The sequence below is a fragment of the Actinomadura soli genome, assembly GCF_005889715.1.
Lineage (GTDB): Bacteria > Actinomycetota > Actinomycetes > Streptosporangiales > Streptosporangiaceae > Spirillospora > Spirillospora soli.
Window position 1 is genome coordinate 1 of sequence record NZ_VCKW01000116.1, and the last position, 26,569, is coordinate 26,569.

Sequence of the window (26,569 nt, forward strand, 5' to 3'; positions counted from 1 at the left end):
GGGCGGGGGCTGCGGCGGGACGACCTTGGCCGCGACCATGATCCTCTCCGGGACCTCGACGAGTTCCCCGTTCCGGCGCCGCACCGCCAGGATCCCGTCCGCCCAGGATTCGAGGACGCCGACCACGTCGCTGTACTCTCCCGTTGGCAGGCGACGGCGCAGCGATATCCGCCGGCCCACGTCGGCGCCGCTGATGGACACCACCAGGCGTGCGGCGAATCGGCCGGACATGAGCGGACCCCCCGTGTCGAATCGATGGCGCCGTGGCGGCCATACTATTCACAGCGAGCTTGCGGTGAGCCGTGACGTGCGGCGGGGCCGGAAATCCGAGAGGAGTCACTGACGTGACCTACGTCATTGCGCAGCCCTGCGTGGACCTGCTCGACAAGGCATGCATCGAGGAGTGCCCGGTCGACTGCATCTACGAGGGCAAGCGCATGCTATACATCCACCCGGACGAGTGCGTCGACTGCGGTGCGTGTGAGCCTGTCTGCCCGGTAGAGGCGATCTACTACGAGGACGACACGCCTGATCAGTGGAAGGACTTCTACAAGGCCAACGTGGAGTTCTTCGACGACCTCGGCTCGCCCGGTGGCGCCTCGAAGGTCGGGAAGATCGACAAGGACCACCCGATCGTCGCCGCGCTCCCTCCGCAGAGCCAGGAGGACTGAGCGGGCGACACGCCGGGACGCGTCCCGCGGGGCCGCGTCCCCTAGGGTCGCCTGCGTCGTTTTCGGGCCGTGGCCGCCACGTTCGTGGACGGCCACGGCCCCTCGGGTTCTCCAGACAGGCCAGACAGGAGTGTGGACGTGTTCACGTTGCCGGACTTTCCGTGGGACCGGCTGGCGCCGTACAGGGAGCGGGCGCTGGCGCACGCGGACGGCATCGTCGACCTGTCGGTCGGGACGCCCGTCGACCCGACGCCCGAGCCGATCCGGGCGGCCCTCGCGGGCGCGTCCGACGCGCCCGGGTACCCGCAGACCTACGGGACGCCGCAGCTCCGCGAGTCCGTCGCGGGATGGCTGCGGCGGCGCGCCGGAGTGTCCGGCGCCGACCCGGACGCGGTGCTCCCCGTGATGGGCACCAAGGAACTGGTCGCCTGGCTGCCGACGCTGCTCGGCGCCGGGCCCGGCGACACGATCGTCTTCCCCGAGCTGGCCTACCCGACGTACGACGTCGGCGCGCGGCTCGCCGGGGCCGAGCCCGTCTCCACGGACGGGCTCCTGTCCCTCGGTCCCGTCTCGCCCAAGATCGTGTGGGTGAACTCACCGTCCAACCCCACCGGGAAGGTGCTGCCCGCCGAGCATCTCCGCAAGGTCGTCGCGTGGGCGCGCGGGCGCGGGGCGATCGTGATCAGCGACGAGTGCTACCTGGAGTTCGGCTGGGACGAGGAGCGGCCGCCGGTCTCGATCCTGCACCCGGACGTGTGCGACGGCTCACACGAGGGCCTCCTCGCGATCAACTCGTTGTCGAAGCGGTCCAACATGGCGGGCTACCGGGCCGGGTTCCTCACCGGCGACCTCGGGCTCGTCAAGCGGCTGCTGGAGGTCCGCAAGCACGCGGGCATGATCGTCCCGGCTCCGGTGCAGGCGGCGATGACGGTGGCGTACGGCGACGACGCGCACGTGGACGAGCAGCGGGCCCGGTACGCGCGGCGCCGCGCCGACCTGCGGGCCGGGTTCGAGAAGCACGGGTTCCGCGTCGACCACTCCGAGGCGTCCCTCTACCTGTGGGCCACGCGGGACGAACCCTGCTGGGACACCGTCGCGCACCTGGCGTCCCTCGGCATCCTCGTCGGCCCCGGCGAGTTCTACGGCCCGGCCGGCGCCCGGCACGTCAGGATCGCCTTCACCGCCACGGACGAGCGCGTCGCCGCCGGCGTCGCCCGCCTCTGAACCGCCCCGCCCCGCGAGCGGCCGGGACGATGCCGGCAGGGCCGATTTCGTTTCGGTTACGCCGTTCTCGCATGCAACCGATGGTTCTTTTGATACGTCTGAACGCGGTATGGGCTTGAGAGGCCACAGTCGGTAGGATCCCGCAGGTCTGTGCCCGACTTGTAGACGAAACGATGGAGGTGTCCGTGAGCGGAACGGCGATAGTGATCCTGCTGGCGCTGATCCTGGTCGCCTTGATCGTGCTGATCGTCGTCCTGCTGCGGCGCCGGTCCGGGACGGCCGCGCCGCCCGCGCCCGCCGCCCCGCGCGACCCGTTCGCGGCCGAGGACCAGGTCGCCGGCGACCCGCGGACGCTGAAGGCCGGCGACATGGTCGAGTACCTCGGCACCCGCTACTTCATCCGCGGCTCGCTGCGGCTGAAGGAGGGCGGCTACACCTGGAGCGAGCACCTCCTGGACGCCGACACGATCGAGGGCACCAAGGTGTGGATCTCCGTCGAGGAGGACCCGGACCTCGAGGTCGTCTGGTGGACCGAGCACGACATCGGCGACCTCAGGCCCGGCGAGCGGACCGTCGTCGTCGACGGCGTGGAGTACCGCCGCGAGGAGCACGGCACCGCCGACTACACCAGCGAGGGCACGACCGGCGTCGGCGTCCAGGGACGCGTCGAGTACGTCGACTACGAGGGCCCGCGCGGCAGGTACCTGTCGTTCGAGCAGTACGGCGGCGGCCAGTGGGAGGCGGGTCTCGGCGAGCGCGTCCCGACCGGGTCGATGACGATCTACCCCGGCAGCGGTGGCTGAGATTGCGGACCACCCTCGACACCCCCTACGCGGACGCGCGCGCCGACGCGCTGTCGTTCGCGCTCGGCCTGCCGCCGCTGGACGCGCTCGCCGTCCTGCCCATCGAGCGGGCCGGGCTGACCGTGGAGCTACGGCTCCTGGGCGCGTCCCACCAGGTCATCGCCGGGCCGCTCAGCGAGACGGTGGCGTGCCTGCCCGGTTCGGCCGAGCCGCTGCCCGGACGCGCGAGCAGCGACGTGCCCGGCTGGACGTACGAGTTCGCCGCGACGACGGCCGCCCTCAGCGACGGCACGGCGTTCTGCCGCGCCGTCGAGGCGGTGTGCGCCCGGCTGGCCGACCGCGGCGACGCCCTGACCGGGGACTTCCCCGGCTCCCGGCACGCCGTGACCGCGCTCGCCTTGGAACGTACCGTCCGGGCGGGCAGCGCCCTTGAGCAGGGCGCCCTGAGGCGCGGCGCGCCGCGGCCCGGCGCCGCGGAGAACGCGGCGCCGGACCACTCCGAACGTGAGACCCCCGCATTGGAGGAGACCGGGATCGGCTGGCGCACGTGGCACGCCTATCCGCAGACCCGGGAGATCGTGATGACGCGGAGCCGGCTGGTGAGACCAACGTGAACAGTAGACACCGGATGATCGGCGGCGCGTGCGCCGCCCTCGTGACCGTCCTGGCGCTCGGGGGCTGCGGCAGCACCTCCAAGGAGTCCTGGATCGGCGACAAGTACAAGAAGATGGGGGCCGGCACCTACCGGTCCCCGAAGGCTCCGCCGGCCGTGGCGACGGAGATCAACAAAAAGTTCAGGTCGATCGACCGGGTGGACGACCTCGCGACCATGGGCGCGGCGGGCGGGATCTTCCTGCGCTACCCGCAGCTGGTCGTCGGTGTCCTGCCGAACGGGACGGGCAGCCGGATCACGGTCGACAAACCCCGCAGCGGCTACAACCGCTACTACTCCCACGTCAGCGGCCGCTGGGCCAGTCCCGGGAGCCACGGCTGGACGAGCGCGGGCGTCGCGTCCTTCCGCGGCGGCGGGCCAGGGTCGGGCAAATAAGGAGCATCAGATGGACGACCTCTTGGACGAGATCGGCGCCACCTTCGCCTACGGGGCGGTCGGCATCGCGCTGATGGCGATCGGCTACCTGGTGGTGGAGGTGACGACGCCCGGCCGGCTCGGCAGGCAGATCTGGACCGAAGGGAACCGGGGCGCCGCGCTGCTGCTGTCGGCGAAGCTCCTCGGCATCGGCGCGATCGTCACCACCGCGATCATCACCAGTGACAACGACCTGAGCGACGGCCTGGTCGACACGGCGGTCTTCGGCGGGATCGGCATCGTGCTGATGATCGTCGCGTTCCTCCTCCTCGACGTGACCACGCCGGGCAAGCTCGGCGCGACGCTCGTCGACGGCGGCGGCGCGGCCGCCGCGGGCGGCGGGATCCACCCGGCCGGGTGGGTGGTCGCCGCCGCCGACCTCGGCGTCGCCGCGATCGTGGCCGGGGCGGTCTCCTGACGTCCCGCGACCTGGACGAGGCCACCCCGGCCGCCCCGGCCCCTCCGGCGACGGAACCGCCCGCGCCGGACGGGCCGGGGCGGTTGCGCGTCCCGGCCAGGGCGGCGCGGGCGCTGGTCCTCGCCGCCGTGTTCACCTGCGCGGCCTGCGGGCTGGTGTACGAGCTGGCGCTGGTCGCGCTCGGCAGTTATCTCGTCGGCAATTCGGTCACCCAGGCGTCGATCGTGTTGTCGGTCATGGTCTTCGCCATGGGAATCGGCTCGCTGGCGGCGAAGCCGCTGCAGGGCCGCCCGGTGGTGGCGTTCGCCGTCATCGAGGGCGCGCTCGCGCTGGCCGGCGGGCTGTCGGTGCTGGCGCTGTACGCGGCGTTCGCGTGGCTCAACCTGTACGTTCCCGCGCTGGTGGTGGTGGCGTTCGCGGTCGGCGCGCTGATCGGCGCGGAGATCCCGCTGCTGATGACGCTGCTGCAGCGGATCAGGAAGCAGGACGCGGGCAGCGCCGTCGCCGACCTGTTCGCCGCCGACTACGTCGGGGCGCTGATCGGCGGGCTGGCGTTCCCGTTCCTGCTGCTCCCGGCGTTCGGGCACATCAAGGGCGCGCTGGTCGTCGGCGTCGTCAACGCGGTCGCCGGGATCGCCGTCGTGCTGTGGCTGTTCCGCCGCCAGATCGGGCGCGTCGCGCGGGTCGCGCTGGGCCTCGGCATGGTCGCGGTCCTCGCCGTCCTGTGCGGGACGTACGCGCTGGCGGACGGCTTCGAGGTGTCCGCGCGGCAGGCCCTCTACGCCGACCCGATCGCCCTGACGAAGCGCACCAAGTACCAGGAGATCGTCATCACCAAGGATGTCTCGCTTGGGGGTGCCTCCGACGTGCGGCTGTTCCTGAACGGCGACCTGCAGTTCTCGTCCGTGGACGAGTACCGGTACCACGAGTCGCTCGTCCACCCGCTGATGTCGGGCCCGCACGGGAGGGTGCTCGTCCTCGGCGGCGGGGACGGCCTGGCGCTGCGCGAGGTGCTCCGCTACAAGGACGTCCAGTCCGCGACGCTGGTCGAGCTGGACCCGGAGATGCTGCACCTGGCCCGGACGTACGGGCCGATCGCGTCCCTCAACCGCCGCGCGTTCGACGACCCGCGGGTCCGGGTCGTGGCCGCCGACGCGTTCTCGTGGCTGCGCGGCCTGAACCAGCGGTTCGACGCCGTGGTCGTGGACATGCCCGACCCCGACGACGTGTCCACCGCGAAGCTGTACTCGGTCGAGTTCTACGGGATGGTGAAGCGGGTGCTGGCGCCGGGCGGGCGGATGGTCGTCCAGTCCGGGTCGCCGTACTTCGCGCCGAAGTCGTTCTGGAGCATCGAGAAGTCCATCGCCGCGGCGGGCCTGGCGACGACCCCGTACCACGTGGACGTGCCCAGCTTCGGCGACTGGGGCTACGTGCTGGCGTCGGCGGGGGAGAGGCCGGCGGCGAGGCTCGCGCCCGGCGCGCCCGGCCTCCGCTTCCTGGACGAGCCGCTTCTCCAGGCCGCGACGGTGTTCCCCAAGGACCGCCGCGTCCGTGACGTCGGGGTCAACACGCTCATCCACCCGAGGCTCGTCGAGTACGAGCGCGAGGAGTGGAAGAACGCCTGACCCCGGCCGGGGCGCCTAGTCGGGGACGGACTGCCGGATCGCCTTGTCGACGGCCCGCTGGAACGACGTCACCAGCGACTGGATCATCAGGGGCTTGAGCCTCCCGGCCAGCTCCATCAGCCGCTCCCGCTCCTGCGGGGCGCGCCCGCCCTCCCGGTACGGCCGGACGACGGTGTCCTGGAAGGCCCGCTGCAGCTCGGCGGCCAGCGCGGTCGTGTGCCGGTCGACGGCCTCGTGCGAGGCGATCAGCGTGTCCAGCGGCAGCGGCAGCGCGGCCAGCTCGGCGCTGGTCCCGAGCAGCGCGGGGCTCACGACCCGGACGGCGTCGTCCGGCAGCCGCTCGACGACCCCGAGGGCCTCGAGGCGCTTGAGCACGTCGTCGTCCAGATGCCGTCCGGCGCGCCGGTCCAGCTCGTGCCGGTCGAGGTCTTCGGGACGTTCCGGCGCCCACGGGGACAGCAGCGCCCGCTGGAGCGCGAGGTCTTCGGCCGACGCCTCCGGCGGGATCCTCTTCAGATGCTTCTCGATCGCGGCCAGCGTGAGCCCGAGCGACTGCAGCTCCCGGACGAGCTCCAGCCGCGCCAGATGGTCGGCGCCGTAGAGGCCCGTCCGGCCGCGCAGCCTCGGGGGCGGGAGCAGCCCGCGCCCGGCGTAGAACCGGACCGTGCGGACGGTGACCCCGGCACGCGAGGCCAGCTCGTCGACGGTGAGCTCCATCCCGCCTCCCTCTATGTGACAGTGCCAGTGTTACATTAATCCTGTATCAGGACGCACTTACCGAGGGAGACCGCCGGATGGGACGCGACATCTACACCGAGGAGCACGACGCCTTCCGCGACATGGTGCGCTCCTTCATCGCGAAGGAGGCGGCGCCGCACCACGAGCAGTGGGAGAAGGACGGCATCGTCTCGCGCGAGGTGTGGCTGGCGGCGGGACGCGCGGGCCTGCTCGGCATCGACATGCCCGAGGAGCACGGGGGCGGCGGCAACCCCGACTACCGCTACTACGTGATCTTCAACGAGGAGCTGGCGAGGGCCGGGATCCACGGGCCGGCGTTCGCCGTCCACAACGACATCAACGGCGGCTACCTGCGCCAGCTCTGCACGGACGAGCAGCAGGCACGCTGGTTCCCCGGCTACTGCTCCGGCGAGATCATCACCGCCATCGCGATGACGGAGCCCGCCGCCGGATCCGACCTGCAGGGCATCAAGACCACCGCGATCAGGGACGGCGACGACTACGTCCTGAACGGGTCGAAGACGTTCATCTCCAACGGCATCCTCGCCGACCTCGTCATCGTCGTCGCCAAGACCGACCCGTCCGCCGGGGCCAAGGGCGTCAGCCTGCTGGTCGTCGAGCGCGGCATGGACGGCTTCGAGCGCGGCCGCAACCTCGACAAGGTCGGCCTGCACGCCCAGGACACCGCCGAGCTGTTCTTCGACAACGTCCGCGTCCCCGCGGCGAACCTCCTCGGGGAGGAGGGCCAGGGGTTCATCTACCTGATGCGGAACCTCGCCCGCGAGCGCCTGTCCATCGGCGCCACCGCGCAGGCCGCCGCGGAGGCCGCGTTCGAGCAGACCCTCGAGTACTGCAAGAACCGCGAGGCGTTCGGCCGTCCCATCGGGAAGTTCCAGCACAACCGGTTCACGCTCGCCGAGATGAAGACGGAGCTGACCGTCACCCGCGCGTTCACCGACCAGTGCATCGTCAAGGAGGGCGCGGGGGAGCTCTCGGCCGAAGAGGCCGCGATGCTCAAGTACTGGAACACCGAACTCCTGAAGACGGTCGTGGACCGGTGCGTCCAGCTCCACGGCGGCTACGGCTACATGACCGAGTACCCCATCGCCAAGGCGTACCAGGACGTCCGCATCCAGACCATCTTCGGCGGCACCACCGAGATCATGAAAGAGATCATCGGCCGCTCCCTCGGGGTGTAGGCAGGGCGCCGTTCACCGGGTGGGCGGCGAACTGGGTGCGGTACAGCTCGGCGTAGAGGCCGCCGGCGGCGAGGAGTTCGCCGTGCGTGCCGCGTTCCTGGATCCGGCCGCCGTCGAGGACGAGGATCTGGTCGGCCTCGTGGATGGTGGACAGGCGGTGCGCGATGACCAGCGACGTGCGGCCCGCCAGCGCGGTCTTCAGTGCGCGCTGGATCGCCGCCTCGGATTCGGAGTCGAGGTGCGCGGTGGCCTCGTCCAGGACGACGACCGGCGGGGACTTCAGCAGCAGCCGTGCCAGCGCGACCCGCTGCTTCTCGCCGCCGGACAGCCGGTAGCCGCGGTCGCCGACGACCGTGTCGAGGCCGTCGGGCAGCGCCGAGATCGCCTCCCAGATGCGGGCCGCCTCGCACGCCTCGGCCAGGTCGCGTTCGGACGCGTCCGGGCGCGCGTAGAGCAGGTTGGCGCGGATCGTGTCGTGGAACATGTGCGCGTCCTGCGTCACGACGCCGACGGTGTCGTTCAGGGAGCGCAGGGTCACGTCCCGGACGTCCCGGCCGCCGATCCGGACCGTCCCCGAGGTGGGGTCGTACAGGCGGGGGACGAGGTGGGTCACGGTGGTCTTGCCCGCGCCCGAGGGGCCGACCAGCGCGGTCAGGCCACCGGCGGGCGCGCTGAAGGTCACCTCGCCCAGGACCTGCGGGTTGCCGGCCTCCTTCGCGTCGCCGCGCCGTTCCTTCTTGCGCAGCGCGATCGACTCCAGGGAGGCCAGGGAGATCTCGTCCGCGGACGGGTAGCGGAAGCAGACCCGGTCGAACTCGATGTCCGGGGCCTTCGCGGCGGTGCCCGCCGGGGCCGTGGCCGGGAGCGGGCGGGCGCCGGGGCGTTCATCGATGAGGGGCTTGAGGTCCAGCACCTCGAAGACGCGGTCGAAGCTGACCAGCGCGATCATGACCTGGACCTGCATGTTGGACAGCTGGTTGATCGGCCCGTAGAGCCGCAGCAGCAGGGTCAGCATCGCCACCAGGGTGCCGATCTTGAGCGTGCCCTCGATGGCGAGGGTGCCGCCGAGGCCGTACACCAGGGCGGTGGTCAGCGCCGTGAGCAGCGTGGTGATGATGAAGAGCAGCTGGCCGTACACGTTCGTCTTGACGGCGATGTCGCGGACGCGGGACGCCTTGGCGGCGAACGCGTCCGTCTCGTCGTCGGTGCGGCCGTAGAGCTTGGTGAGCATCGCGCCGGACACGTTGAACCGCTCGTTCATCAGCGAGCCCATGTCGCCGTTCAGCCGCATCCCCTCGCGGGTGAGCCGCTGCAGCCGCCGGCCGACGAGCTTGGCGGGCAGCAGGAAGAACGGGATCATCACCAGCGCCGCGAGGGTGATCTGCCACGACAGGAAGAACATCGCGGCGAGGACGAGGATCAGCGTCAGCAGCGTCGACACCGTCTGGGAGAGCAGCGTCGTGACGGCCTGCTGCGCCCCCATCACGTCCGTGTTGAGCCGGGTGACCAGGGCCCCCGTCTCCGTGCGGGTGAAGAACGCGAGCGGCTGCCGCTGGACGTGGGCGAACACCTTGCGGCGCAGGTCGTACACGATGCCCTGCCCGACGCGGCCGGAGAACCAGGTCTGCGTGTAGATCGCGAGCGCGTCCACGAGCGCGAGGCAGGCGATGAGCGCGGACAGGGCGATCACGATCTCCTGCTTGCGCGGCATGATCCCGTCGTCGATGATCACCTTGAGCAGCAGCGGGCTCGCCGCCGTGATCATCGCGTGCACGGCCGTGGCGGACAGTCCCGCCGCCAGCGACCACCGGTACCCCTTCGCGTAGGGCACGATGCGGCGCACGGTGCCGGGCCTGACCTTCTGGCGGGTGATCGAGTCGTCGAGGTTCAGCCGCATGGGGCCCATCCGCGGGCCGCCCGTCATCGCCACGAGGTGCCTCGCCGCTCAGCCGCTCTGGGCGGCCGGGGCGGACCCGGCCAGCATGTCGGCGAAGGACGCGACGGTGGGGAACTCCCACAGGGCGTTGGGGTCGATCTCGAACCCGACGCGGTCCTCGACCTCGGTGAGCAGCGCGATGGCGCGGACCGAGTCGAGGCCGTAGGCGGACATGGGCTCGGCGGGGTCGATCGACCCCGCCGGGAGCCGCAGCTCCTCCGCCAGGTAGGCGCAGAGCCAGTCCCGCAGCTCGGCGCGGAGATCGTCGTCGGTGTTGGCGTCGTTCATGAAGGTCCTCCGGTTGAGGGAATCAGTGCGAGTCCTGGTAGAGGGGGGTCAGCCCGCCCCCGTGGAAGAGGTCCCGCATCGCCGAGCGGCGCACCTTGCCGCTCGTCGTCCGCGGGACGCTGCCGGGTTTGAGCAGCGCGACGGCGGCGACGCCGACGCCGAACTCGCGGCCCACCGTGTGCCGGATCTCGGCCGCGAGGGAGGGCAGCCGATCCGCGGGCACGCCCGCGACCTCGTGCGTGACCACCACCGCGGACTCGGGGGCGGCGGCGTCGGGGCCGCCGAACACGGCGCCGGCCTTGCCGAGCTCCGGGTGCCGGGCGCGCAGCTCCTGCTCCACGTCCTGCGGGTAGACGTTCCGGCCGTGCACGATGATCATGTCCTTGAGCCGTCCGTGCACGTAGAGCTCGCCGTCGTGGAGCGCGCCGAGATCGCCGGTGCGCAGGTGGCCGCCGATCCCGTCGGCGGTGGCGGCGTCGAACGTCGCCGCGTTGTCGTCCCGTCCCCAGTAGCCGGGGGACACGCTCCGGCCGCGCAGCCAGATCTCGCCCAGCCGCCCCTCCGGGAGCACCTCCCGGGACGCGGGGTCGACGACGCGGACGTCGCACGTGCCGGTCGGGGGCCCGCAGCTGACGACCTCGCGCGCGGGACGTCCCGGCGCGGCGGGGGTGAACGCGCCCTCGGCGAGCGCGTCGAGGTCCACCCGGCGGGTCACGGGCGGCCTGCCCGGACGTCCCGACACGTACACGGTCGCCTCCGCCAGCCCGTAGACGGGGGCGAGGGCCTCGCGGCGGAACCCCGCGGGCGCGAACCGGTCGGCGAACGCGGCGAGCACCCTCGGGTCGATGGGCTCGGAGCCGCATCCGGCCAGATGCCAGCGGGACAGGTCGAGCCCGGCCAGGTCCTCGTCCCGGACCTTCCGCACGCACAGCTCGTAGGCGAAGTTGGGCGCGAACGACATGTGCACGTCGTGGACGTCGATCAACTGGAGCCAGCGCACCGGCCGCCGGACGAACGCCGACGGCTCCATCAGCACGCACCGGTCGCCGTTCAGCAGCGGCCACAGCAACTGGTTGAGGCCCATGTCGTGGTAGAGCGGCAGCCATCCGCCCGCGTGCCCGTGCCAGCGCAGCTCACCGATGCCCTCGGCGGCGTTGAACAGGATGTGGTCGTGCCGGATGACCACGCCCTTGGGCGCGCCCGTCGACCCGGACGTGTACTGGAGCAGCGCCGTCGTCGAGCGGTCCAGCCGCACCGGCTCCCAGGCCCCCGGGTCGCCGAACCGCGGCTCGTCGCCCGCGCCGACGGGCACCCCGGCGAGGGGCGCCTCGGCGGCCACGTCCGCGATCCACTCGCGCACCTCGCCCAGGTCGCGGCCGGTGGTCAGCACGGCGGCGGCGCCGGAGTCGCCCGCGATCGCCGCGAGCCGCCTGCGGTGGTGCCGGTACCGGCCGGGCAGCGGCGCCGGGACGGCGATCATCCCGGCGTACAGGCAGCCGAGGAGCGCCGCGGCGAACTCCGGGCCGCTCGGGTGCAGCAGCAGCACCCGCGAGCCGGGCGCGAGGCGCTCGCGCAGCCACGCGGCGCGGCCGCGGGCCTCCTCGTCCAGCCGGGCGTACGACCAGCGGACCATGCCGCCGGTCAGGTCGGACGGGTCGGCGAGGAACGCGAGGGCCTCGGCGTCCGGATGGGCCGCGACGCGGTCGCGGAACAGTGTCACGAGGTCCGGGGCGTCGGACAGGGAATGGGTCATGTGCTCGTCCTCCGGGTACTCGGCCGGTGCTCAGCCGGTGCGGACGCCGTCGACGTCGACCAGGAGGCTCGCCGGCCCGCGCAGGTTCAGGTTGCGTTTGTAGGCGGTGCCGCCCGGCCGCAGCCGGGGCCGGACCAGCAGGGCGCCGAACAGTTCGAGCGCGATGGCCACCTCGAGCCGGGCCAGCCCGGCGCCGAGGCAGAAGTGCGGGCCCGCGGAGAAGGCCAGGTGGGGGGCCGCGTGCTCGCGGCCGATGTCGAACCGGTCGGGGTCCGGGTACACGTCGGGGTCGCGGCCCGCGGCCCCGAGGAGCAGCAGCACCGTGTCGCCCGCGCGCAGGTCGGTGTCGCCGAGCCGCCCGTCCTGCCGGACCACCCGGGTCGTCATCTGCACGGGCGCGTCGTACCGCAGGACCTCCTCGACGGCGGCCGGGGCGAGCGCGGCATCGGCGCGCAGCCGGTCGAACTGCTCCGGATGGCGCAGCAGCGCCAGGACGGCGTTGCCGATCAGGTTGACGGTCGTCTCGTGGCCCGCGTTGAGCAGCAGCACGCAGGTCGCGAGGATGTCGTGGTCGTCGAGGCGCTGCCCGTCCTCCTCGACCCCGAGCAGGTGCGAGATGAGGTCGTCCTGGGGCGCCGCGCGCCGCTCCTCGATCAGCTTCTGGAAGTAGACGACGAACGAGGCGCGGGCCCGCGCGGCGTCCGGTGTCATGCGCCCGGCGGACGGGCCGAGCGGCGGTTCCAGCGCGGTGGACAGCGTCGCCGACCAGTTCTGCAGCAGCGGACGGTCCTCGAACGGGACCCCGAGCAGTTCGCAGATCACCCGCAGCGGCAGCGGATAGGCGAGATCGTCGATGATCTCCAGCGTGCCGGTCTCGGACGCGCCGCGGAACAGCTCCAGCGCGATCTCGCGGATGCGCGGCGCGAGGTTCCCGACCTTCCGGCGCGCGAACGCGCCCGCCACCAGACGCCGGTAGCGGGTGTGCTCGGGCGGGTCGAGATGGAGGAAGTTGCGCGTGCGCGGCCCGTGCGGGGTCGGCGACGACGCGGCCCGGTGCCGCGCCGCGCTCATCGCGGGGTCGCGCAGCACCGCGGAGATCTGCGCGTGCCGGCCGACCACCACGAGGTTCTCGAAGGGCCGGTACGGCGATCGTTCGCGCAGCTTCCCGAGGTAGGGGTAGGGGTCCTCCCGGTTGCTCAGGTCGGTCAGCTCGGCGATCTCGTCCGGTAACGCGGGACGGTCCGCCGGCGCCGCCTCGCCGTTCCCGGCGGCGGTTCCGCTCATCACCAGATCCACTCCCGTCAAGGGCGACGAGCGCCGACGGTACCCGTCGTTCCGGCGCTTTCGAAAGCGCCGGCCGTTCAACTTCAGTACTGCGGCAGTTGAACGTCGATTCGCGCCGCCGGGAAAACGTTGACGCACCTGCCGGGCACTGATGAGGATGGCCGTTGAAGGGATCTAGGACACGCCTGCCCGAGCCTCATTCACCTACCTGAGAAGGACGGCCCGTGCCAATTCCCTTCGACGGTCGGAGGGCGAGTTTCCCGGTTACGGTCAGATGAGGCATTAGCGCGGGCCGGCCATGGAACAGGACTGAGGGCCTATGACCGCCGCCGAATCCGTGCCCGCCGAATCCGCGCCCGCCGAATCCGCGCCCGGGGAATCTGCTCCCGGGGAATCTGCTCCCGGGGAATCTGCTCCCGGGAATTCAGTGCCCGGTAAATCTGTGCCCGGCGAATCAGTGCCCGGGGAATCCGCGCCGTGGGAATTGACGTCCGCGCAGCTCGGCATCTGGTACGCCCAGCAGGTCGCGCCGGACGACCGGGTCTACACCATCGCCGAGTACGTGGAGCTCGCCGGGGACGCGGACCCCGGCGTGCTCCGGGGGGCCCTGCGGCGGGTGCTCGACGGCGTCGACGCCTTCCGCATCCGGTTCCGGGTGGTCGGCGGGGAACCGCGCCAGTACGTCGACACCGCCGCCGACGTGCCGGTGGACGTCCTGGACGTCAGCGCCGACCCCGACCCCCGCGCGGCGGCGGAGCGCTGGATGCGCGCCGACGCGAGCCGCCCGGTCGACCCCCTGACCGGTCCCCTCTACGCGTGCGCCGTGATCGTCCTCGGCCCTGGCCGGGTGCTCTGGTACCACCGCGCCCACCATCTGATCATGGACGGTCACGGCGGCGCGCTGATCGCCGCCCGCGTCGCCGACGCCTGCGCCGCGCTGGCGGCGGGCCGCGACCCCGGCGAGATCGCGTTCGAGCCGTTCTCGGCGCTGGTGGAGGAGGAACGGGCCTACACACTGTCGCCGGACCGCGCGTCGGACCGGGAGTTCTGGCTCGGCGCCCTGGACGGTCTCGACGACCGTGCCGAACGCGGCGTGCGCGCCCTCCCGGAGACGGGTGCGCCCGCCCGCGCGTCCGCCGAGCTCGACCCGGACGGCACCGACCGGCTCAGGGCCGCGGCGGGACGGCTGCGGACGAGCTTCGCCGTCCTGGTCATCGCCGCCGCCGCCGTCCACGAGCACCGGGTCACCGGGGCGTCCGACGTCGTCCTCGGCGTCTCGGTCCCCGGCCGGGCCGGGCGGCGGGGGATGCTCGCGCCCGGGATGACGTCCAACGTCATGCCGGTCCGGCTGACGGTCACGCCGGAGACGCCGCTCGCGGAGGTCGTCCGCCGGGCGGGCAGCGCGGTCGGGCAGGGCCTGCGCCACCAGCGCTACCGCTACGAGGACATGGCCCGCGACCTCAGGGCCGTCGACGGGGGCCCGCTGTGCGGCCTGATCGTCGACGTCATGGGCTTCGGGTACCCGACGCGGTTCGGCGACGCCGAGGCCACCGTGCGGAACATCACCCAGGGGCCCACCGAGGACCGGCGGATCGCCGTGTACGACAGGTCCGCCGACGCGCGGATCCAGATCGACGTCGACGCCGACCGGGGCCGGCACGAGCCGCAGGCCGCCGGCGACCTGCTCCGGCGCTTCCGCCGCGTCCTGGAATGGGCGGTGGCGGCCGCGCCGGACGACCCGGTCGGCGCCGCCGAGATCATCGACGAGGACGAGCGGTTCCAGGTGGTGCACGGCTGGAACCGCGCCGGTGACGCCGTGCCGCGCGCGACGGTCCCGGACCTGTTCGCCGCGCAGGCCACCGGGGCGCCGCACCGCACCGCGATCGTCGCGGCCGGGGGCGCGGTGTCCTACGCGGACCTCGACGCCCGCGCCGGGGCGCTGGCCCGGCGCCTGATCGCGCTCGGGGCGGGGCCGGAGTCGGTGGTCGCGCTGTGCCTGCCGCCGGGCGCGGACACGGTCGCGGCGATCCTGGGCGTCTGGCGCGCCGGTGCCGCCTACCTGCCGATCGACCCCCGGCAGCCGGTCGAGCGGACCGCGTTCATGCTGGCCGACAGCCGGGCCGTGCTGCTCGTCGCGTCCGACGAGGTCGCGGACGACCTGCCCGCCGGACGGGTGCCGGTCGTCTCGATCGACGACCTGCCCGGCACGGAGCCGCCGCCCGGCGCGGAGCCCGTGCCCGGCGCCGCGGCCGCGGCCGCGGGGCTCGCCTACGTGATCTACACCTCCGGCTCGACCGGGACCCCGAAGGGCGTCGCGGTGGCGCACGGCGCGCTGGCGAACTACGTGGCGTCCGCGCGGGAGCGCCTCGGCCTCGGCGGGGACGGCGACCGGTACGCGCTGCTCCAGCCGCAGGTGACCGACCTCGGGAACACGATGCTGTTCTGCTCGCTGGCCTCCGGCGGGGAACTGCACATCCTCGACCAGGACCTCGTCCTCGACCCGGCGGCGGTGGCCGGGTACCTCACCGACCACCGGATCGACCACCTCAAGGCCGTCCCGTCGCACCTCGTGGCGCTGTCCGCCCAGGCCGGCGTGGAGGGGGTGCTGCCGGCGCGTTCGCTGGTGCTCGGCGGCGAGGCGGCCCCGCCCGGCTGGGTCGGCGAGCTGCTGGAGTCGGCCGGGGACCGGGAGGTGCACAACCACTACGGCCCGACCGAGTGCACGGTCGGCGTCACCACGACCCGGCTGACGTCCCGCGACGCCGAGCACGGGCGCGTGCCGATCGGCGCGCCCATCGACGGCGCCCGGGTCTACGTCCTCGACGCGTCCCTGCGGCCGGTGCCCGTGGGCGTCACCGGGGAACTGCACGTGGCGGGCGCCGCCCTGGCGCGGGGCTACGTGAACCGGCCGGGCCTCACCGGTGAGCGGTTCGTCGCCTGCCCGTTCGGTTCGGGCGAGCGCATGTACCGCACCGGGGACCGGGCCCGGTGGCGCGCCGACGGGCGGCTGGTGTTCGCGGGACGCGTGGACGACCAGGTGAAGATCCGCGGTTTCCGGATCGAGCCCGCCGAGATCGACGCCGTCCTCGTCGCGCATCCCGACCTGGCCCGCGCCGCCGTCGTCGTCCGGCGCGACGCGCCCGCGAACGCTCCGGGCAACGGCCGGCAGGACCCCGACGGGGAGGCGCGCCTGGTCGCGTACGTCGTCCCCGACGACCGGGCGGACGAGGAGGGGCTCGCGGAACGGGTGCGCGCCTACGTCGCCGGACGGCTGCCCGACCACATGGTCCCCGCCGCGGTCGTCGTGCTCGACGAGCTGCCGCTGACCGGGAACGGAAAGCTCGACCGCGCCGCGCTGCCGGCGCCCGGACACGCGACGGGCGGGACCGCGGGCCGGGGACCGGTGAGCGTCCAGGAGGAGATCCTCTGCGCGGCGTTCGCGCGGGTCCTCGGGCTGGACGCCGTCGGCCCCGAGGACGACTTCTTCGCGCTCGGCGGCGACTCGCTCGTCGCGGTGGCCCTGGTGGAGGACCTGCGGGCACGGGGGATATCGATCTCCGTGCGGGCGCTGTTCCTCACCCCGTCGCCCGCGGAGCTGGCGGCGGTCGCCGGGCCGGAGCGGGTGGAGGCGCCGCCGAACCGCGTCCCCGCCGGCGCGACCGGGATCACTCCCGCCATGCTGCCGCTCGCCGACCTGGACGAGGCCGAGATCGCGCGGGTCGTCGCCCAGGTCGAGGGCGGCGCGGCCAACGTCGCGGACATCTACCCGCTGGCGCCGCTCCAGGAGGGGATCCTGTTCCACCACCTGGCGCGGGCCGACGGCGACCCGGACGTCTACCTGCGGTCGGCGGTGCTCGAGTTCGACTCGCGGGACCGGCTGGACAGGTTCCTCCGCGCGCTCGGACAGGTGGTGAACCGGCACGACATCTACCGCACCGCGATCGTCTCGGCGGGGCTGCGCGAGCCGGTGCAGGTGGTGTCGCGCCGGGTCGAGCTGCCGGTCGAGGTGGTCGAGCGGGACCCCGGCCGGGACGCGGTCGAGCAGTTGCTCACGGCGGGCGGGGCATGGCTGGACCTGGACCGCGCGCCACTGCTGCGCGCGCACGTCCTCTCCGAGCCCGACGGCGGACGTTGGCTGGCGCTGCTGCGCGTCCACCACATGGTCCAGGACCTCACGACGATGCGGGTGCTCCTCGACGAGATCCGCGAGGTCCTGGCGGGGCGGGGCGACCGGCTGCCGGAGCCGCTGCCGTTCCGCAACCTCGTCGCGCAGGCCCGGCTCGGGACGCCGCGCGCCGAGCACGAACGCTACTTCGCCGCCCTGCTGGGGGACGTCACCGAGACCACCGCCCCGTTCGGGCTGCTGGAGGTCCGCGCCGCCGGCGCCGAGGTGACGCGCGCCGGACGGCCGGTCGACGACGAACTGGCCGGACGGCTCCGCGACCTCGCATCGACGCTGGGCACGAGCCCGGCGACGGTCTTCCACCTCGCGTGGGCACGGGTGCTCGCGACGCTGTCGGGACGCGACGACGTCGTGTTCGGCACGGTCCTGGCCGGGCGGCTGACCGCCGGTCCCGGCGCGGACCGGATACCCGGCCCCTACCTCAACACCCTGCCCCTCCGCGTCGCCGTCGACGGGCGCGACTCGGCGGAGGCGCTGGCGGAGGTCCGGCGCGGGCTGGCCGAACTCCTGGAGCACGAGCACGCGCCGCTGACCCTCGCGCAGCGGGCGAGCGCCGTGCCCGCCGGGGCACCGCTGTTCACCTCGATCGTCAACTACCGGCGCGACACCGCAGGCGAGGCCGGTCTCGGCCTCGACGGGATCCGGCTGCTGTCGGCCGAGGAGCGCACCAACTATCCCGTGACGCTGATCGTCCGCGACACGGGAACCGGGTTCGACGTGACGGTCGACGCGCTCGCGCCCGCCGACCCCGCCCAGATCTACGCGCTGCTGCACACCTGCCTGGACAACCTCGCCGCCGCGCTGGCCGGCGCCCCGCACACGCCCATCGCCGCGATCGACGTCCTCGGCCCGGACGAGCGCCGCCGGATCATCCGGGACTGGAACCAGGCCATGACCACGGCCCCCGACCAGTCCGCGCAGGCGCCGGGAGCAGCCGACCTCACCGGTCCGGGACTGACGGTGCCGGGGTTGTTCTCCGCGCAGGCGGCGCGCACGCCCGAGGCGGCGGCCATCGTCGCGGACGGCGTCGAGGTCGCCTACGGGGACCTGGAGGCGCGCGCGAACCGGCTGGCGCACTACCTGCGCGGCGCCGGGGTCGGGCCCGAGAGCGTCGTGGGGCTGTGCCTTCCGCGCGGCGCCGAGACGGTGGCCGCGATCCTCGGCGTGTGGAAGGCGGGCGCGGCCTACCTGCCGCTGGACCCGTCCCACCCCGCGTCCCGGATCTCCTACATGCTCGCCGACAGCCGCGCCGCGGCGCTGATCGGCACCGCCGAGGTGCTGGACGACCTCCCGGCGACGGGCCGGACACGCACGATCAGCGTGGACGACCCGGTCGTGGCGGCGGCGCTGGAGGCGCAGCCCGCGACGGCCCCGCAGAGCGAACCGGGGCCCGGCGGGCTCGCCTACGTGATCTACACGTCCGGGTCCACCGGGCGGCCGAAGGGGGTCGCGGTCACGCACGGGAACCTGGCGAACTACGTCGTGCACGTGCCGCGCCGGGTGGGGTTCGGCGCGCCGGGCGGACGGTACGCGCTGCTTCAGCCCGCGGTGACCGACCTCGGGAACACGGTGGTGTTCGCCAGCCTGACGACCGGTGGCGTCCTGCACGTGCTGGACGCCGCGGCGGTGACCGACCCCGTCGCGGTCGCCGGATACCTGGCCCGGCACCGGATCGACTACGTGAAGGCAGTCCCCTCGCATCTGGCGGCGCTGGGCGCCACGGGAGACCTGAGCTGGCTGCTCCCGGGGAGCGCGCTGGTGCTCGGCGGCGAGGCCGCCCCGCCCGACTGGGTCGAGCGGCTGCTCAAGGCCGCCGGGGACCTGCCCGTGTTCAACCACTACGGCCCGACGGAGACCACGATCGGGGTCGTCACGGGGCGGCTCGACGACGAGGCCGTGACCGCCGGGACGGTGCCGATCGGTACGCCGGTCGCCAACACGGCGGTCTACGTCCTCGACGGCGCGCTGCGGCCGGTGCCCGCCGGCGTGGCGGGGGAGCTGTACGTGGCGGGCGCGCAGCTTGCGCGCGGCTACACGGGACGTCCCGGCCTGACGGCGGAGCGGTTCGTGGCCTGCCCGTTCGACGGCGGCACGCGGATGTACCGCACGGGCGACCTGGCGCGCTGGAACGGCGGCGGGTTCCTGGAGTACCTCGGGCGCGCCGACGACCAGGTGAAGATCCGCGGTTTCCGGGTGGAGCCCGGCGAGGTCCAGGCGGTCCTGGCACGGCATCCCGCCGTCGCGCAGGTCGCGGTCGTCGTCCGCGCGGACGTGCCGGAGGACACGCGCCTGGTCGCCTACGTCGTCCCGGCCGACGGGGACATGGGCGCGGACGGGCCGGACGGCCCGGACGGCACGGTGGCCGAGGCCGTGCGCCGGTTCGCCGAGGACAACCTGCCGCCGCACATGGTGCCCGCCGCGGTGGTGCCGCTCGGCTCGCTGCCGCTGACCGGGAACGGCAAGCTCGACCGGGCCGCGCTGCCCGCGCCCGAGCGGGCCGCCGCCGCGGGCGCGGGCCCGCGCCCGGCGAACGCGCGGGAGCAGGCGCTGTGCGGCGCGTTCGCGGAGATCCTCGGCCTGCCCGAGGTCGGCGTCGACGACGACTTCTTCGTCCTCGGCGGGCACTCGCTGCTGGCGACCCGGCTGGTCAGCCGGGTACGGGTGACGCTCGGCGAGGAGGTGCCGATCCATGAGCTGTTCGACAAGCCCACCCCGGCGGCCTTGGCGGCCTGGCTCGCGGACGGCGCCGGCGGGCGGGCGGACACCAGGCCCCTGCTGCGGCCGATGCGCTGACCGGCGGCGCGCCGCTCACCGGCGGCGCGCTGACCTGCGGGCATGACGGCACCGTGGTCATGCGCTCCATCCCGGAGTTTCAGGATGATCAGCGCATGACCACGGGTGAGCCGATTCATGACGGGGTTCCCTGCCGCTAGCTGGCGGCGGGGACCTTCTTGTTGCACGCCGTGTACGCGGCCACCAGCTTCTGCTGGTCGGCGCCTTCCTCGACGGTGAGCTGCGCGGTTCCGGGGGCGGGGTCCTTGGCGTTGATGCCCTGCTCGCGCAGGCATTCCGCCATCTTCAGGGCGTGGTCCTGGTCGGCGCCGGAGGTGTCCTCGTTCTTCTCGTTCGGTGCGAGCTTCGCGCACGCGGCCTGCGCCGCCTGCCAGGTCGGGTCGCTGGTGTTGGCCAGCCGCGGCGCGCTGCCGCTCTTCTGACCGGGTGCGGGAATGTCGACGTCGACGCCGTGCTTCTGCAGGCATTGGGCGAACTTCACCATGGAGTCGTACTCGGCCTTGGTCGCCTTACCCGAACCCGACGAATCGTCACCGCCGCACCCGGCGAGACCGAACGTGGCGGCGGCCAATACCGCCGTGGCGATGGAGAGTTTTTTCATGCTTTCAGCATGGCCGCCGGGAGGTTCCCTCACGGTGAATGCGGGCGTTAACCGCCCCTTTACGGCCCCCCATACCTGGACTTTCTACGCGCGGATCGCCTGCGCCGATCTTCTGCGCGGATCCTCTTATGCGGGTCCCCGCGCGGACATCGCGACGAGGACCCGGCGCTTGCCCGTGAACGGGCGGCGGCCGTGCGCGATCAGCACGTTGTCGATGAGCAGCACGTCGCCGTCCCGCCAGTCGACGTCGACCGCGCACTCCAGCCCCCGGTTCAGGATCTGCTCGATGTGGGCGTCCGGGATCGGGGTGCCGTCGGCGAACGTCACGTACTGCGGGAACTCCTCGGGCGGGAGGATGTCGTACAGCTCGGTGGACGTCTCGTCGCCGAGCCCCGCCGGATGCCACTGGTCGGCCTGGTTGAACCAGACCTCGCTGCCGGTGACCGGGTGCTTCGCGGTCGCGGGACGCACCTGCACGACGCGCAGGCCCTCGGAGCCCCATTCCCATTCGGCGCCCGACCCGGCGAGGAACGCCTCGACCGCCCGGCGGTCCTCGGTCTCGAACGTGGCCTGCCAGCTCTTCCCGAACCCGAAGCCGTCGTGGAGGTTCTGCACGTACCGGACGCCGCCCGCGAACCCCTCACGGACCTCGGCGTCCAGCGAGTCGAGCCACAGCTCGCCGTCGAGCACCGGGGTCGCGCCGCCGCTCTCGGCCGCCTTCTCGCAGTAGAACGCGAGCCGGGTCGGCCAGCGATGGGCGTAGCTGAGTTCGTTGTGCATCGAGATGGTGTACTGCGGCGGGTACTCGGTCGAGGTGTAGAGGTTGCCGCTCACCCGGCTGCGCGGCGAGTTGCCGTGCACGTAGGGCAGGCGGTCCGGCACCAGCCGGTCGAGCACCGCCTCGACGGCGTCCGGGCCGATGCCGAACCCCCGGAACACGAGCGCCCTGCGCTCGGTGAGCAGCCCGGTCAGCCGGTCGGGCCCCAGCTCGTCGAGCCAGCCGGCGAGGTCGCGGGTCCCGGCCTCGTCGCAGGTGATCTCATGGGGCCGCCAGGCGCCGCGGTCCGGCCGTGCGGTGTCCATCGCGTTCTCCAATCCGTAGAGGGGACGAAGCAGGCCGACGGCCGGAGGGCCGTCGGCCTGAGAAGGTGCCGAGCAGTGCCTTGCGGCGCCGATCGGGCGCCGTGCGTGTCGGTGTGGTGTGCGTCGGTTGCGGTGTGCGTCGGTTGCGGTGTGATGTGGGTCGGTCGCGGGGCGGACTATTTCCCGTCCATGGCCTCGATCAGGCTCTTGGGACGCATGTCGGTCCACGACTTCTCGATGTATTCGAGGCAGTCGTCGCGCGACGCCTCCCCGAACACGCTCGTCCACCCGTCGGGCACATCGACGAAGACGGGCCACAGTGAGTGCTGATTCTCGTCGTTGACCAGGACCAGGTAGTTCGCGTCGGGATCCTCGAACGGGTTGGGCACCGGACTGACCTCACTTTGTCGTCGATAAGAGATGGGTCGTCGATAAGAGCTGGAATAGACAGACGGCAACGAAGCGAAACCACCTTGGCACAGCACGCCGGAACCGTTCAAGAGTGGACGTCCGGCACCCGGCACGGCGGGCTCGCGAGGGTCTTCAACTGTGCATCCGCTTCGGTTGAACACCCCGGACGGCGCCCGCGTTGACGTATCGACCGGCACCGTGATGCTTTGGTGGCGACGCGCGGCACGGTCATATTTTCTGGTGCCCGGCGCCGGCGCGCAAAAGCACATGATCTTCGGTACGGCAAGTGTTCAGGGGTAAATTCCGAACGGGAGAGATCAGATGCCCGACAGCCGCGAGCGGGTTTTCCTCCGCTCGAACGCGATCATCGAACCGCTGGTCGACAGGTTCTACGCCTGGATGCACATCGTCGCGCCGGCGCAGGCCGCCATGAACCTGGCGAACATGCAGGTGCCGCTGCTGGAGTCGTACCTGCACTCGCCGCAGGTGCACATCGCGGCGAGCAACAACCCGGCCCTGCGCGGCGGGTACTTCGTCAACGTCGAGGAGGAGCGCGCCGCCGAGATCGGCGAGCTGCTGGACGGCATCAAACGCGACCGCGCGGACATGCTCGCGTTCGCGGCCGCCATAGCCGACGCCGACGACCTCCTCCGCCAGAACGCCACCGGCTTCGACCTGACGCCGCTGTACCCGAAGCTGCCGCCGGCGCTGAACGGCCTCGTCGAGCTGGCCTACGACACCGGCAACCAGGCTTCGCTGCACGTGATCGAGCCGCTGCTCTACCACAGCCCCGTCTACGACAGGGGCCGCCAGTCGGTGCAGCTCTCGCTGGAGGACGGGGTCGAGCGGCCGTTCATCCTCAGCACCCCCCGGCTCCCCTCGCCCGACGTGCTGGAGCTGCCGATCCCGTTCGACCACCCCGGCCTGGACGAGCTGTTCGGCGCGCGGACCGAGGCCACCACCGCGGCCCGGCTGCGCGCGGCGCTCGAACTCGACGACGCGCAGGCGCCGCTGCTGGACCGGCTGCTCACCACCGAGCCCAGCCTCGCACCGGACCGGCACATCGACGGCGGCGGCCGGATCCGCTACTTCGGGCACGCGTGCCTGGTGCTGCAGACCCAGGACGCGGCCGTCGTCGTCGACCCGTTCATCAGCGCCGACAACCGGCACGGCGACCGGTACACCCTCGACGACCTGCCCGACCACATCGACCTGGTGCTGATCACGCACGGGCATCAGGACCACATCGTCCTGGAGACCCTCCTGCAGCTGCGCGGCCGCACGGACGCGATCGTCGTGCCCCGCTCGTCGCGCGGCAACCTGTGCGACCCGTCGATCGGCCACTACCTGAAGGCCCTGGGCTTCACGGTGATCGAGGTGGACGACTTCGACGAGATCCCCCTGCCGGGCGGCGCCAGGGTCGTCGCGACGCCGTTCCTCGGCGAGCACTCCGACCTGGACATCCGCGCGAAGTCGACGTTCGTGGTGCAGCTGGCGGGCAGGACGGTGTTCGTCGGCGCGGACTCGTCCGGCATCGACCCGGTGCTGTACCGCTACATGCGCTCGCACCTCGGCGACGTCGACATCGCCTTCCTCGGCATGGAGTGCGACGGCGCCCCGCTGACCTGGCTCTACCAGGGCCTGCTGACCAGGCCGGTGACCAAGAAGATGAGCGACTCGCGCAAGCTGTCCGGCTCGAACGCCGAGCAGGCCGCGGCGATCATGACCGAGCTCGGCTCCCGCGAGGCGTACGTGTACGCCATGGGCGAGGAGAGCTGGCAGGGGCACGTCATGGCGACGACGTACACGCCCGACACCTACCAGATCAAGCAGATCGAGGAGTTCCTCACCTGGTGCAAGGACAACGACGTCGCCGCGGAGCACCTGTTCAACAAGCGCGAGTGGCGCTGGTGAGAGAGCCCTGGGGATGTCCTACCTGATCGCGAACGGGATCCGCCTGTCCTACCAGCGTGCCGGGCGGGGCGACCCCGTCCTGCTCATCATGGGATCGGCCGCGTCCCGCCACCAGTGGGACATGCACCAGACCGGGGCGCTGCACCGGGCCGGCTACGAGACGGTCGCCTTCGACAACCGCGGCGTCCCGCCGTCGGACGTCCCGCCGGGCGAGTACACGCTGGCGGACGTGATCGCGGACACCAGGGGCCTGATCGAGGCGCTGGACCTGGCGCCGTGCCGGATCGTCGGCACGTCGCTGGGGTCGCTGATCGCCCAGGAACTGGCGATCAGCGACCCGCACCTGGTCCGCTCCGCGGTGCTCATGGCCACCCGGGCCCGCTCGGACGCGCTGCGCCTCGCCCAGTCGAAGGCGGACCGGGTCCTGCAGCGCAGCGGCGTCCGGGTGCCGCCGGAGTACCGGGCCGTCAGCGCCGTGCAGCGGATGCTGTCCCCCCGGACGCTGAACGACGACGACGCGGCGGCCACCTGGCTGCAGATCTTCGAGCTGGCCGGCGGCGCCGAACCCGTCGCCGCCGGCCAGACCTGGATCGACACCGACCAGGACCGGCGTGCCGCGCTCCGCGGGATCGCCGTGCCGTGCCGCGTCATCGCCTTCGCGGACGACGCCGTCACCCCGCCGCACCTCGGCGCCGAAGTGGCCGACGCCATCCCCGACTGCGACCTGGTGGAGATCCCCGGCTGCGGGCACCTCGGCCACCTGGAGCGCCCGGAACCGGTCAACGAGGCGATCGTCGAGTTCTTCGCCAAGCACTGAGTCCTGTTCAACCGCTGTGTTCGTCCGGTCGAACACGGCACCCGCCGTTCGGCCGCCGACCTTGTTCGGCGGCCGGCAATGCTGTTGGAATTGCCTGGCCTGCCGCGGGCGGAATGCCAGAGGGTAATGAGAAAACGCCCGGGTGGTTCTTCGGCGTGGCGTTCGATGCCTTTCGATGCAAGAGGAGAAGCATTGATGAACCCGTTGTCGTTCGCGCAGCGCCGGTTATGGTTTCTGACCCAACTCGAAGGATCGAGCCGCACTTACAACAGCGTCATCGCCGTCGCGCTCGACGGCCCGTTGAACGCGCCCGCATTGGGCGCGGCATTGCGGGACGTGGTGGAACGACACGAGTCGCTCCGCACCGTGTTCCCCGCCGTGGACGGCGAGCCGCACCAGCGGATCCTGGACCCGGCGGAGCTCGAGTGGGAGATGGAGGTGCGCCAGGCCGACCCGGGCGAGGTGCCCGACGCGGTGGCGCAGGCCGGACGGCACACCTTCGACCTGTCCCGCGACGTGCCGATACGCGCGTGGCTGCTCCGCACCGCGCCGGACGGGCACGTGCTGATCCTCGTAACGCACCACATCGCCACCGACGCCTGGTCGAACCGCCCGCTCGGGCGTGACCTGTCGACGGCGTACGCGGCGCGCTCGCAAGGACAGGCCCCGGAGTGGGAACCGCTGCCCGTCCAGTACACCGACTACGCGCTGTGGCAGCGGGACCTGCTCGGCGACGCCGCCGATCCGGACAGCCGGATGTCGGTGCAGACGGACTACTGGCGCCGCACCCTGGCCGGCGCGCCGGAGGAGCTGACCCTGCCCGCGGACCGGCCGCGCCCCTCGGTGGCGAGCCGCCGCGGCCACCGCGTCCCCCTGCGGGTGCCGGCCGAGGCGCACGCACGGCTGGCCGACCTCGCCCGGTCCGAGCGCGCCACCGCGTACATGGTGGTGGAGTCCGCGCTGGCCGTACTGCTGTCCCGGCTCGGGGCCGGCACCGACATCCCCATCGGCTCCGCCGTCGCCGGGCGCACCGACGAGGCGCTGGACGACCTCATCGGATTCTTCGTCAACACCCTGGTGATCCGCACGGACCTGTCCGGGAACCCGGGGTTCCGCGAGGTGCTGGCCCGGACCCGGCGGGCCGGCCTCGACGCCTTCGCGCACCAGGACGTGCCGTTCGACCGGCTGGTGGAGGAACTGGCGCCCGAGCGTTCACTGCCCCGGCACCCGCTGTTCCAGGTCATGCTCACCGTGCAGAACACGGCCGAAGCGGGCCTCGACCTCCCGGACGTGACCGCCCGCCTCATCCCGTCGAACACGTCCGCGGCGCGGTTCGACCTCGACGTGATCGTGGAGGAGGAGTTCGACGAGCGGGGCCGCCCGGCCGGTCTGAACGGCGCCATCGTCGGCGCCGACGACCTGTTCGACGCCGCGACCGTGAGCAGGATCGCCGGGTGGTTCGTGCGGGTGCTGGAGGCGGTGGCGGCTGACCCTGATGTGTCTGTGCATGCGGTGGACGTCCTGGACCGGGCGGAGCGGGAGCGGCTCGTCGTCGAGTGGAACAACACCGGATCCGAGATGCCGGGCGTCACGGTCGGTGGGTTGTTTGAGGGTCGGGTGGCTGCGGCTCCGGGTGCGGTAGCGGTGTTGGAGGGTGATGTCGAGACTTCGTATGCGGAGTTGGACGCGCGGGCCGCTGGGCTGGTGGGCGTCCTGGCGGGGTTGGGTGTGGGTCGTGGCT

The 26,569-nt window shown here is 72.6% G+C and carries 21 protein-coding genes; 12 read left to right on the plus strand and 9 right to left on the minus strand.

The window, feature by feature from the left end:
- Positions 1-231: putative acetyltransferase (locus ETD83_RS22185; protein WP_138647069.1), on the minus strand; the 231-nt coding region annotated here is incomplete at its 3' end.
- Between the two features lie 113 nt (positions 232-344).
- Between ETD83_RS22185 and fdxA the strand changes: the two genes are divergently transcribed.
- The 7 genes from fdxA to ETD83_RS22220 all read left to right on the plus strand — a co-directional run bounded on the left by fdxA (position 345) and on the right by ETD83_RS22220 (position 5,828).
- On the plus strand, positions 345-671 hold the full coding sequence (fdxA, locus tag ETD83_RS22190) for a ferredoxin (RefSeq protein WP_131963938.1): 327 nt from the start codon (positions 345-347) through the stop codon (positions 669-671).
- Between the two features lie 138 nt (positions 672-809).
- Positions 810-1,895 (plus strand): succinyldiaminopimelate transaminase, encoded by a 1,086-nt coding sequence (gene dapC, locus ETD83_RS22195; RefSeq protein WP_138647070.1) that lies wholly within the window; start codon positions 810-812, stop codon positions 1,893-1,895.
- Positions 1,896-2,080: 185 nt separating this feature from the next.
- A complete protein-coding gene (locus tag ETD83_RS22200) occupies positions 2,081-2,698 on the plus strand; it encodes a DUF4178 domain-containing protein (protein ID WP_230421084.1) in 618 nt (205 codons plus the stop codon).
- 2 nt (positions 2,699-2,700) lie between these two features.
- Positions 2,701-3,312, plus strand: a complete 612-nt coding sequence (locus ETD83_RS22205) for a DUF2617 family protein (RefSeq protein WP_138647072.1) — start codon at positions 2,701-2,703, stop codon at positions 3,310-3,312.
- Entirely contained in the window at positions 3,309-3,746 is a 438-nt protein-coding gene (locus ETD83_RS22210) for a DUF4247 domain-containing protein (RefSeq protein ID WP_230421085.1), read from the plus strand. The genes ETD83_RS22205 and ETD83_RS22210 overlap by 4 nt, the downstream gene beginning before the upstream one ends.
- A 10-nt stretch (positions 3,747-3,756) precedes the next feature.
- Positions 3,757-4,203: a DUF350 domain-containing protein gene (locus ETD83_RS22215; RefSeq protein ID WP_138647073.1), complete on the plus strand. Its 447-nt coding sequence runs from the start codon at positions 3,757-3,759 to the stop codon at positions 4,201-4,203.
- An 83-nt stretch (positions 4,204-4,286) separates the two neighbouring features.
- A complete protein-coding gene (locus ETD83_RS22220) occupies positions 4,287-5,828 on the plus strand; it encodes a polyamine aminopropyltransferase (RefSeq protein WP_171064373.1) in 1,542 nt (513 codons plus the stop codon).
- Between the two features lie 15 nt (positions 5,829-5,843).
- Here ETD83_RS22220 and ETD83_RS22225 read toward each other — a convergent pair whose 3' ends face one another.
- The gene (locus ETD83_RS22225) at positions 5,844-6,545 is read right to left on the minus strand and encodes a MerR family transcriptional regulator (protein ID WP_138647074.1); all 702 of its coding nucleotides are present in this window, start codon (positions 6,543-6,545) and stop codon (positions 5,844-5,846) included.
- A gap of 77 nt (positions 6,546-6,622) precedes the next feature.
- Here ETD83_RS22225 and ETD83_RS22230 point away from each other — a divergent pair, with 77 nt between their 5' ends.
- Positions 6,623-7,765 carry an acyl-CoA dehydrogenase family protein gene (locus ETD83_RS22230; protein ID WP_138647075.1) on the plus strand — a complete coding sequence of 381 codons (1,143 nt, stop codon included), beginning with the start codon at positions 6,623-6,625 and terminating at the stop codon, positions 7,763-7,765.
- Here the strand turns inward: ETD83_RS22230 and ETD83_RS22235 are convergent.
- The 4 genes from ETD83_RS22235 to ETD83_RS22250 are packed head-to-tail and all read right to left on the minus strand — an operon-like array spanning position 7,740 to position 13,026.
- Positions 7,740-9,662 carry an ABC transporter ATP-binding protein gene (locus ETD83_RS22235; RefSeq protein ID WP_230421086.1) on the minus strand — a complete coding sequence of 641 codons (1,923 nt, stop codon included), beginning with the start codon at positions 9,660-9,662 and terminating at the stop codon, positions 7,740-7,742. The genes ETD83_RS22230 and ETD83_RS22235 overlap by 26 nt on opposite strands.
- Positions 9,663-9,710: 48 nt before the next feature.
- Complete coding sequence (locus ETD83_RS22240) at positions 9,711-9,989, minus strand: acyl carrier protein (protein WP_138647076.1); 279 nt, start codon at positions 9,987-9,989, stop codon at positions 9,711-9,713.
- 22 nt (positions 9,990-10,011) lie between these two features.
- Complete coding sequence (locus ETD83_RS22245; RefSeq protein WP_138647077.1) at positions 10,012-11,742, minus strand: fatty acyl-AMP ligase; 1,731 nt, start codon at positions 11,740-11,742, stop codon at positions 10,012-10,014.
- 30 nt (positions 11,743-11,772) lie between these two features.
- Positions 11,773-13,026 (minus strand): cytochrome P450, encoded by a 1,254-nt coding sequence (locus ETD83_RS22250; protein WP_138647078.1) that lies wholly within the window; start codon positions 13,024-13,026, stop codon positions 11,773-11,775.
- Between the two features lie 442 nt (positions 13,027-13,468).
- Here ETD83_RS22250 and ETD83_RS22255 point away from each other — a divergent pair, with 442 nt between their 5' ends.
- Complete coding sequence (locus ETD83_RS22255; protein WP_171064372.1) at positions 13,469-20,002, plus strand: non-ribosomal peptide synthetase; 6,534 nt, start codon at positions 13,469-13,471, stop codon at positions 20,000-20,002.
- A 136-nt stretch (positions 20,003-20,138) separates the two neighbouring features.
- Here ETD83_RS22255 and ETD83_RS22260 read toward each other — a convergent pair whose 3' ends face one another.
- From ETD83_RS22260 to ETD83_RS44700, 3 genes are all read right to left on the minus strand, one after another.
- Positions 20,139-20,603, minus strand: a complete 465-nt coding sequence (locus ETD83_RS22260; protein WP_138647080.1) for a hypothetical protein — start codon at positions 20,601-20,603, stop codon at positions 20,139-20,141.
- 126 nt (positions 20,604-20,729) lie between these two features.
- Entirely contained in the window at positions 20,730-21,686 is a 957-nt protein-coding gene (locus tag ETD83_RS22265; protein ID WP_138647081.1) for a TauD/TfdA family dioxygenase, read from the minus strand.
- 176 nt (positions 21,687-21,862) lie between these two features.
- Positions 21,863-22,075, minus strand: coding sequence for an MbtH family protein (locus ETD83_RS44700; RefSeq protein WP_138647082.1), 213 nt, complete (start codon positions 22,073-22,075; stop codon positions 21,863-21,865).
- Between the two features lie 343 nt (positions 22,076-22,418).
- On the opposite strand from ETD83_RS44700, the gene ETD83_RS22275 reads away from it, so the two are divergent.
- The 3 genes from ETD83_RS22275 to ETD83_RS22285 all read left to right on the plus strand — a co-directional run.
- Complete coding sequence (locus tag ETD83_RS22275) at positions 22,419-24,011, plus strand: MBL fold metallo-hydrolase (protein WP_138647083.1); 1,593 nt, start codon at positions 22,419-22,421, stop codon at positions 24,009-24,011.
- Between the two features lie 13 nt (positions 24,012-24,024).
- Entirely contained in the window at positions 24,025-24,828 is an 804-nt protein-coding gene (locus ETD83_RS22280; protein WP_138647084.1) for an alpha/beta fold hydrolase, read from the plus strand.
- Between the two features lie 195 nt (positions 24,829-25,023).
- Positions 25,024-26,569, plus strand: a 1,546-nt coding sequence (locus ETD83_RS22285) for a condensation domain-containing protein (RefSeq protein WP_230421087.1), incomplete at its 3' end; no start/stop codon positions are given.

Coding starts and splice junctions, on each gene's coding strand:
- ETD83_RS22230 (WP_138647075.1), top strand. CDS start 6,623: ATGGGACGCGACATCTACACCGAGGAGCACGACGCCTTCCGCGACATG.
- ETD83_RS22235 (WP_230421086.1), bottom strand. CDS start 9,662: ATGCGGCTGAACCTCGACGACTCGATCACCCGCCAGAAGGTCAGGCCC.
- ETD83_RS22245 (WP_138647077.1), bottom strand. CDS start 11,742: ATGACCCATTCCCTGTCCGACGCCCCGGACCTCGTGACACTGTTCCGC.
- ETD83_RS22225 (WP_138647074.1), bottom strand. CDS start 6,545: ATGGAGCTCACCGTCGACGAGCTGGCCTCGCGTGCCGGGGTCACCGTC.
- ETD83_RS22250 (WP_138647078.1), bottom strand. CDS start 13,026: ATGAGCGGAACCGCCGCCGGGAACGGCGAGGCGGCGCCGGCGGACCGT.
- ETD83_RS22280 (WP_138647084.1), top strand. CDS start 24,025: ATGTCCTACCTGATCGCGAACGGGATCCGCCTGTCCTACCAGCGTGCC.
- ETD83_RS22240 (WP_138647076.1), bottom strand. CDS start 9,989: ATGAACGACGCCAACACCGACGACGATCTCCGCGCCGAGCTGCGGGAC.
- ETD83_RS22275 (WP_138647083.1), top strand. CDS start 22,419: ATGCCCGACAGCCGCGAGCGGGTTTTCCTCCGCTCGAACGCGATCATC.
- ETD83_RS22260 (WP_138647080.1), bottom strand. CDS start 20,603: ATGAAAAAACTCTCCATCGCCACGGCGGTATTGGCCGCCGCCACGTTC.
- ETD83_RS22265 (WP_138647081.1), bottom strand. CDS start 21,686: ATGGACACCGCACGGCCGGACCGCGGCGCCTGGCGGCCCCATGAGATC.
- ETD83_RS22215 (WP_138647073.1), top strand. CDS start 3,757: ATGGACGACCTCTTGGACGAGATCGGCGCCACCTTCGCCTACGGGGCG.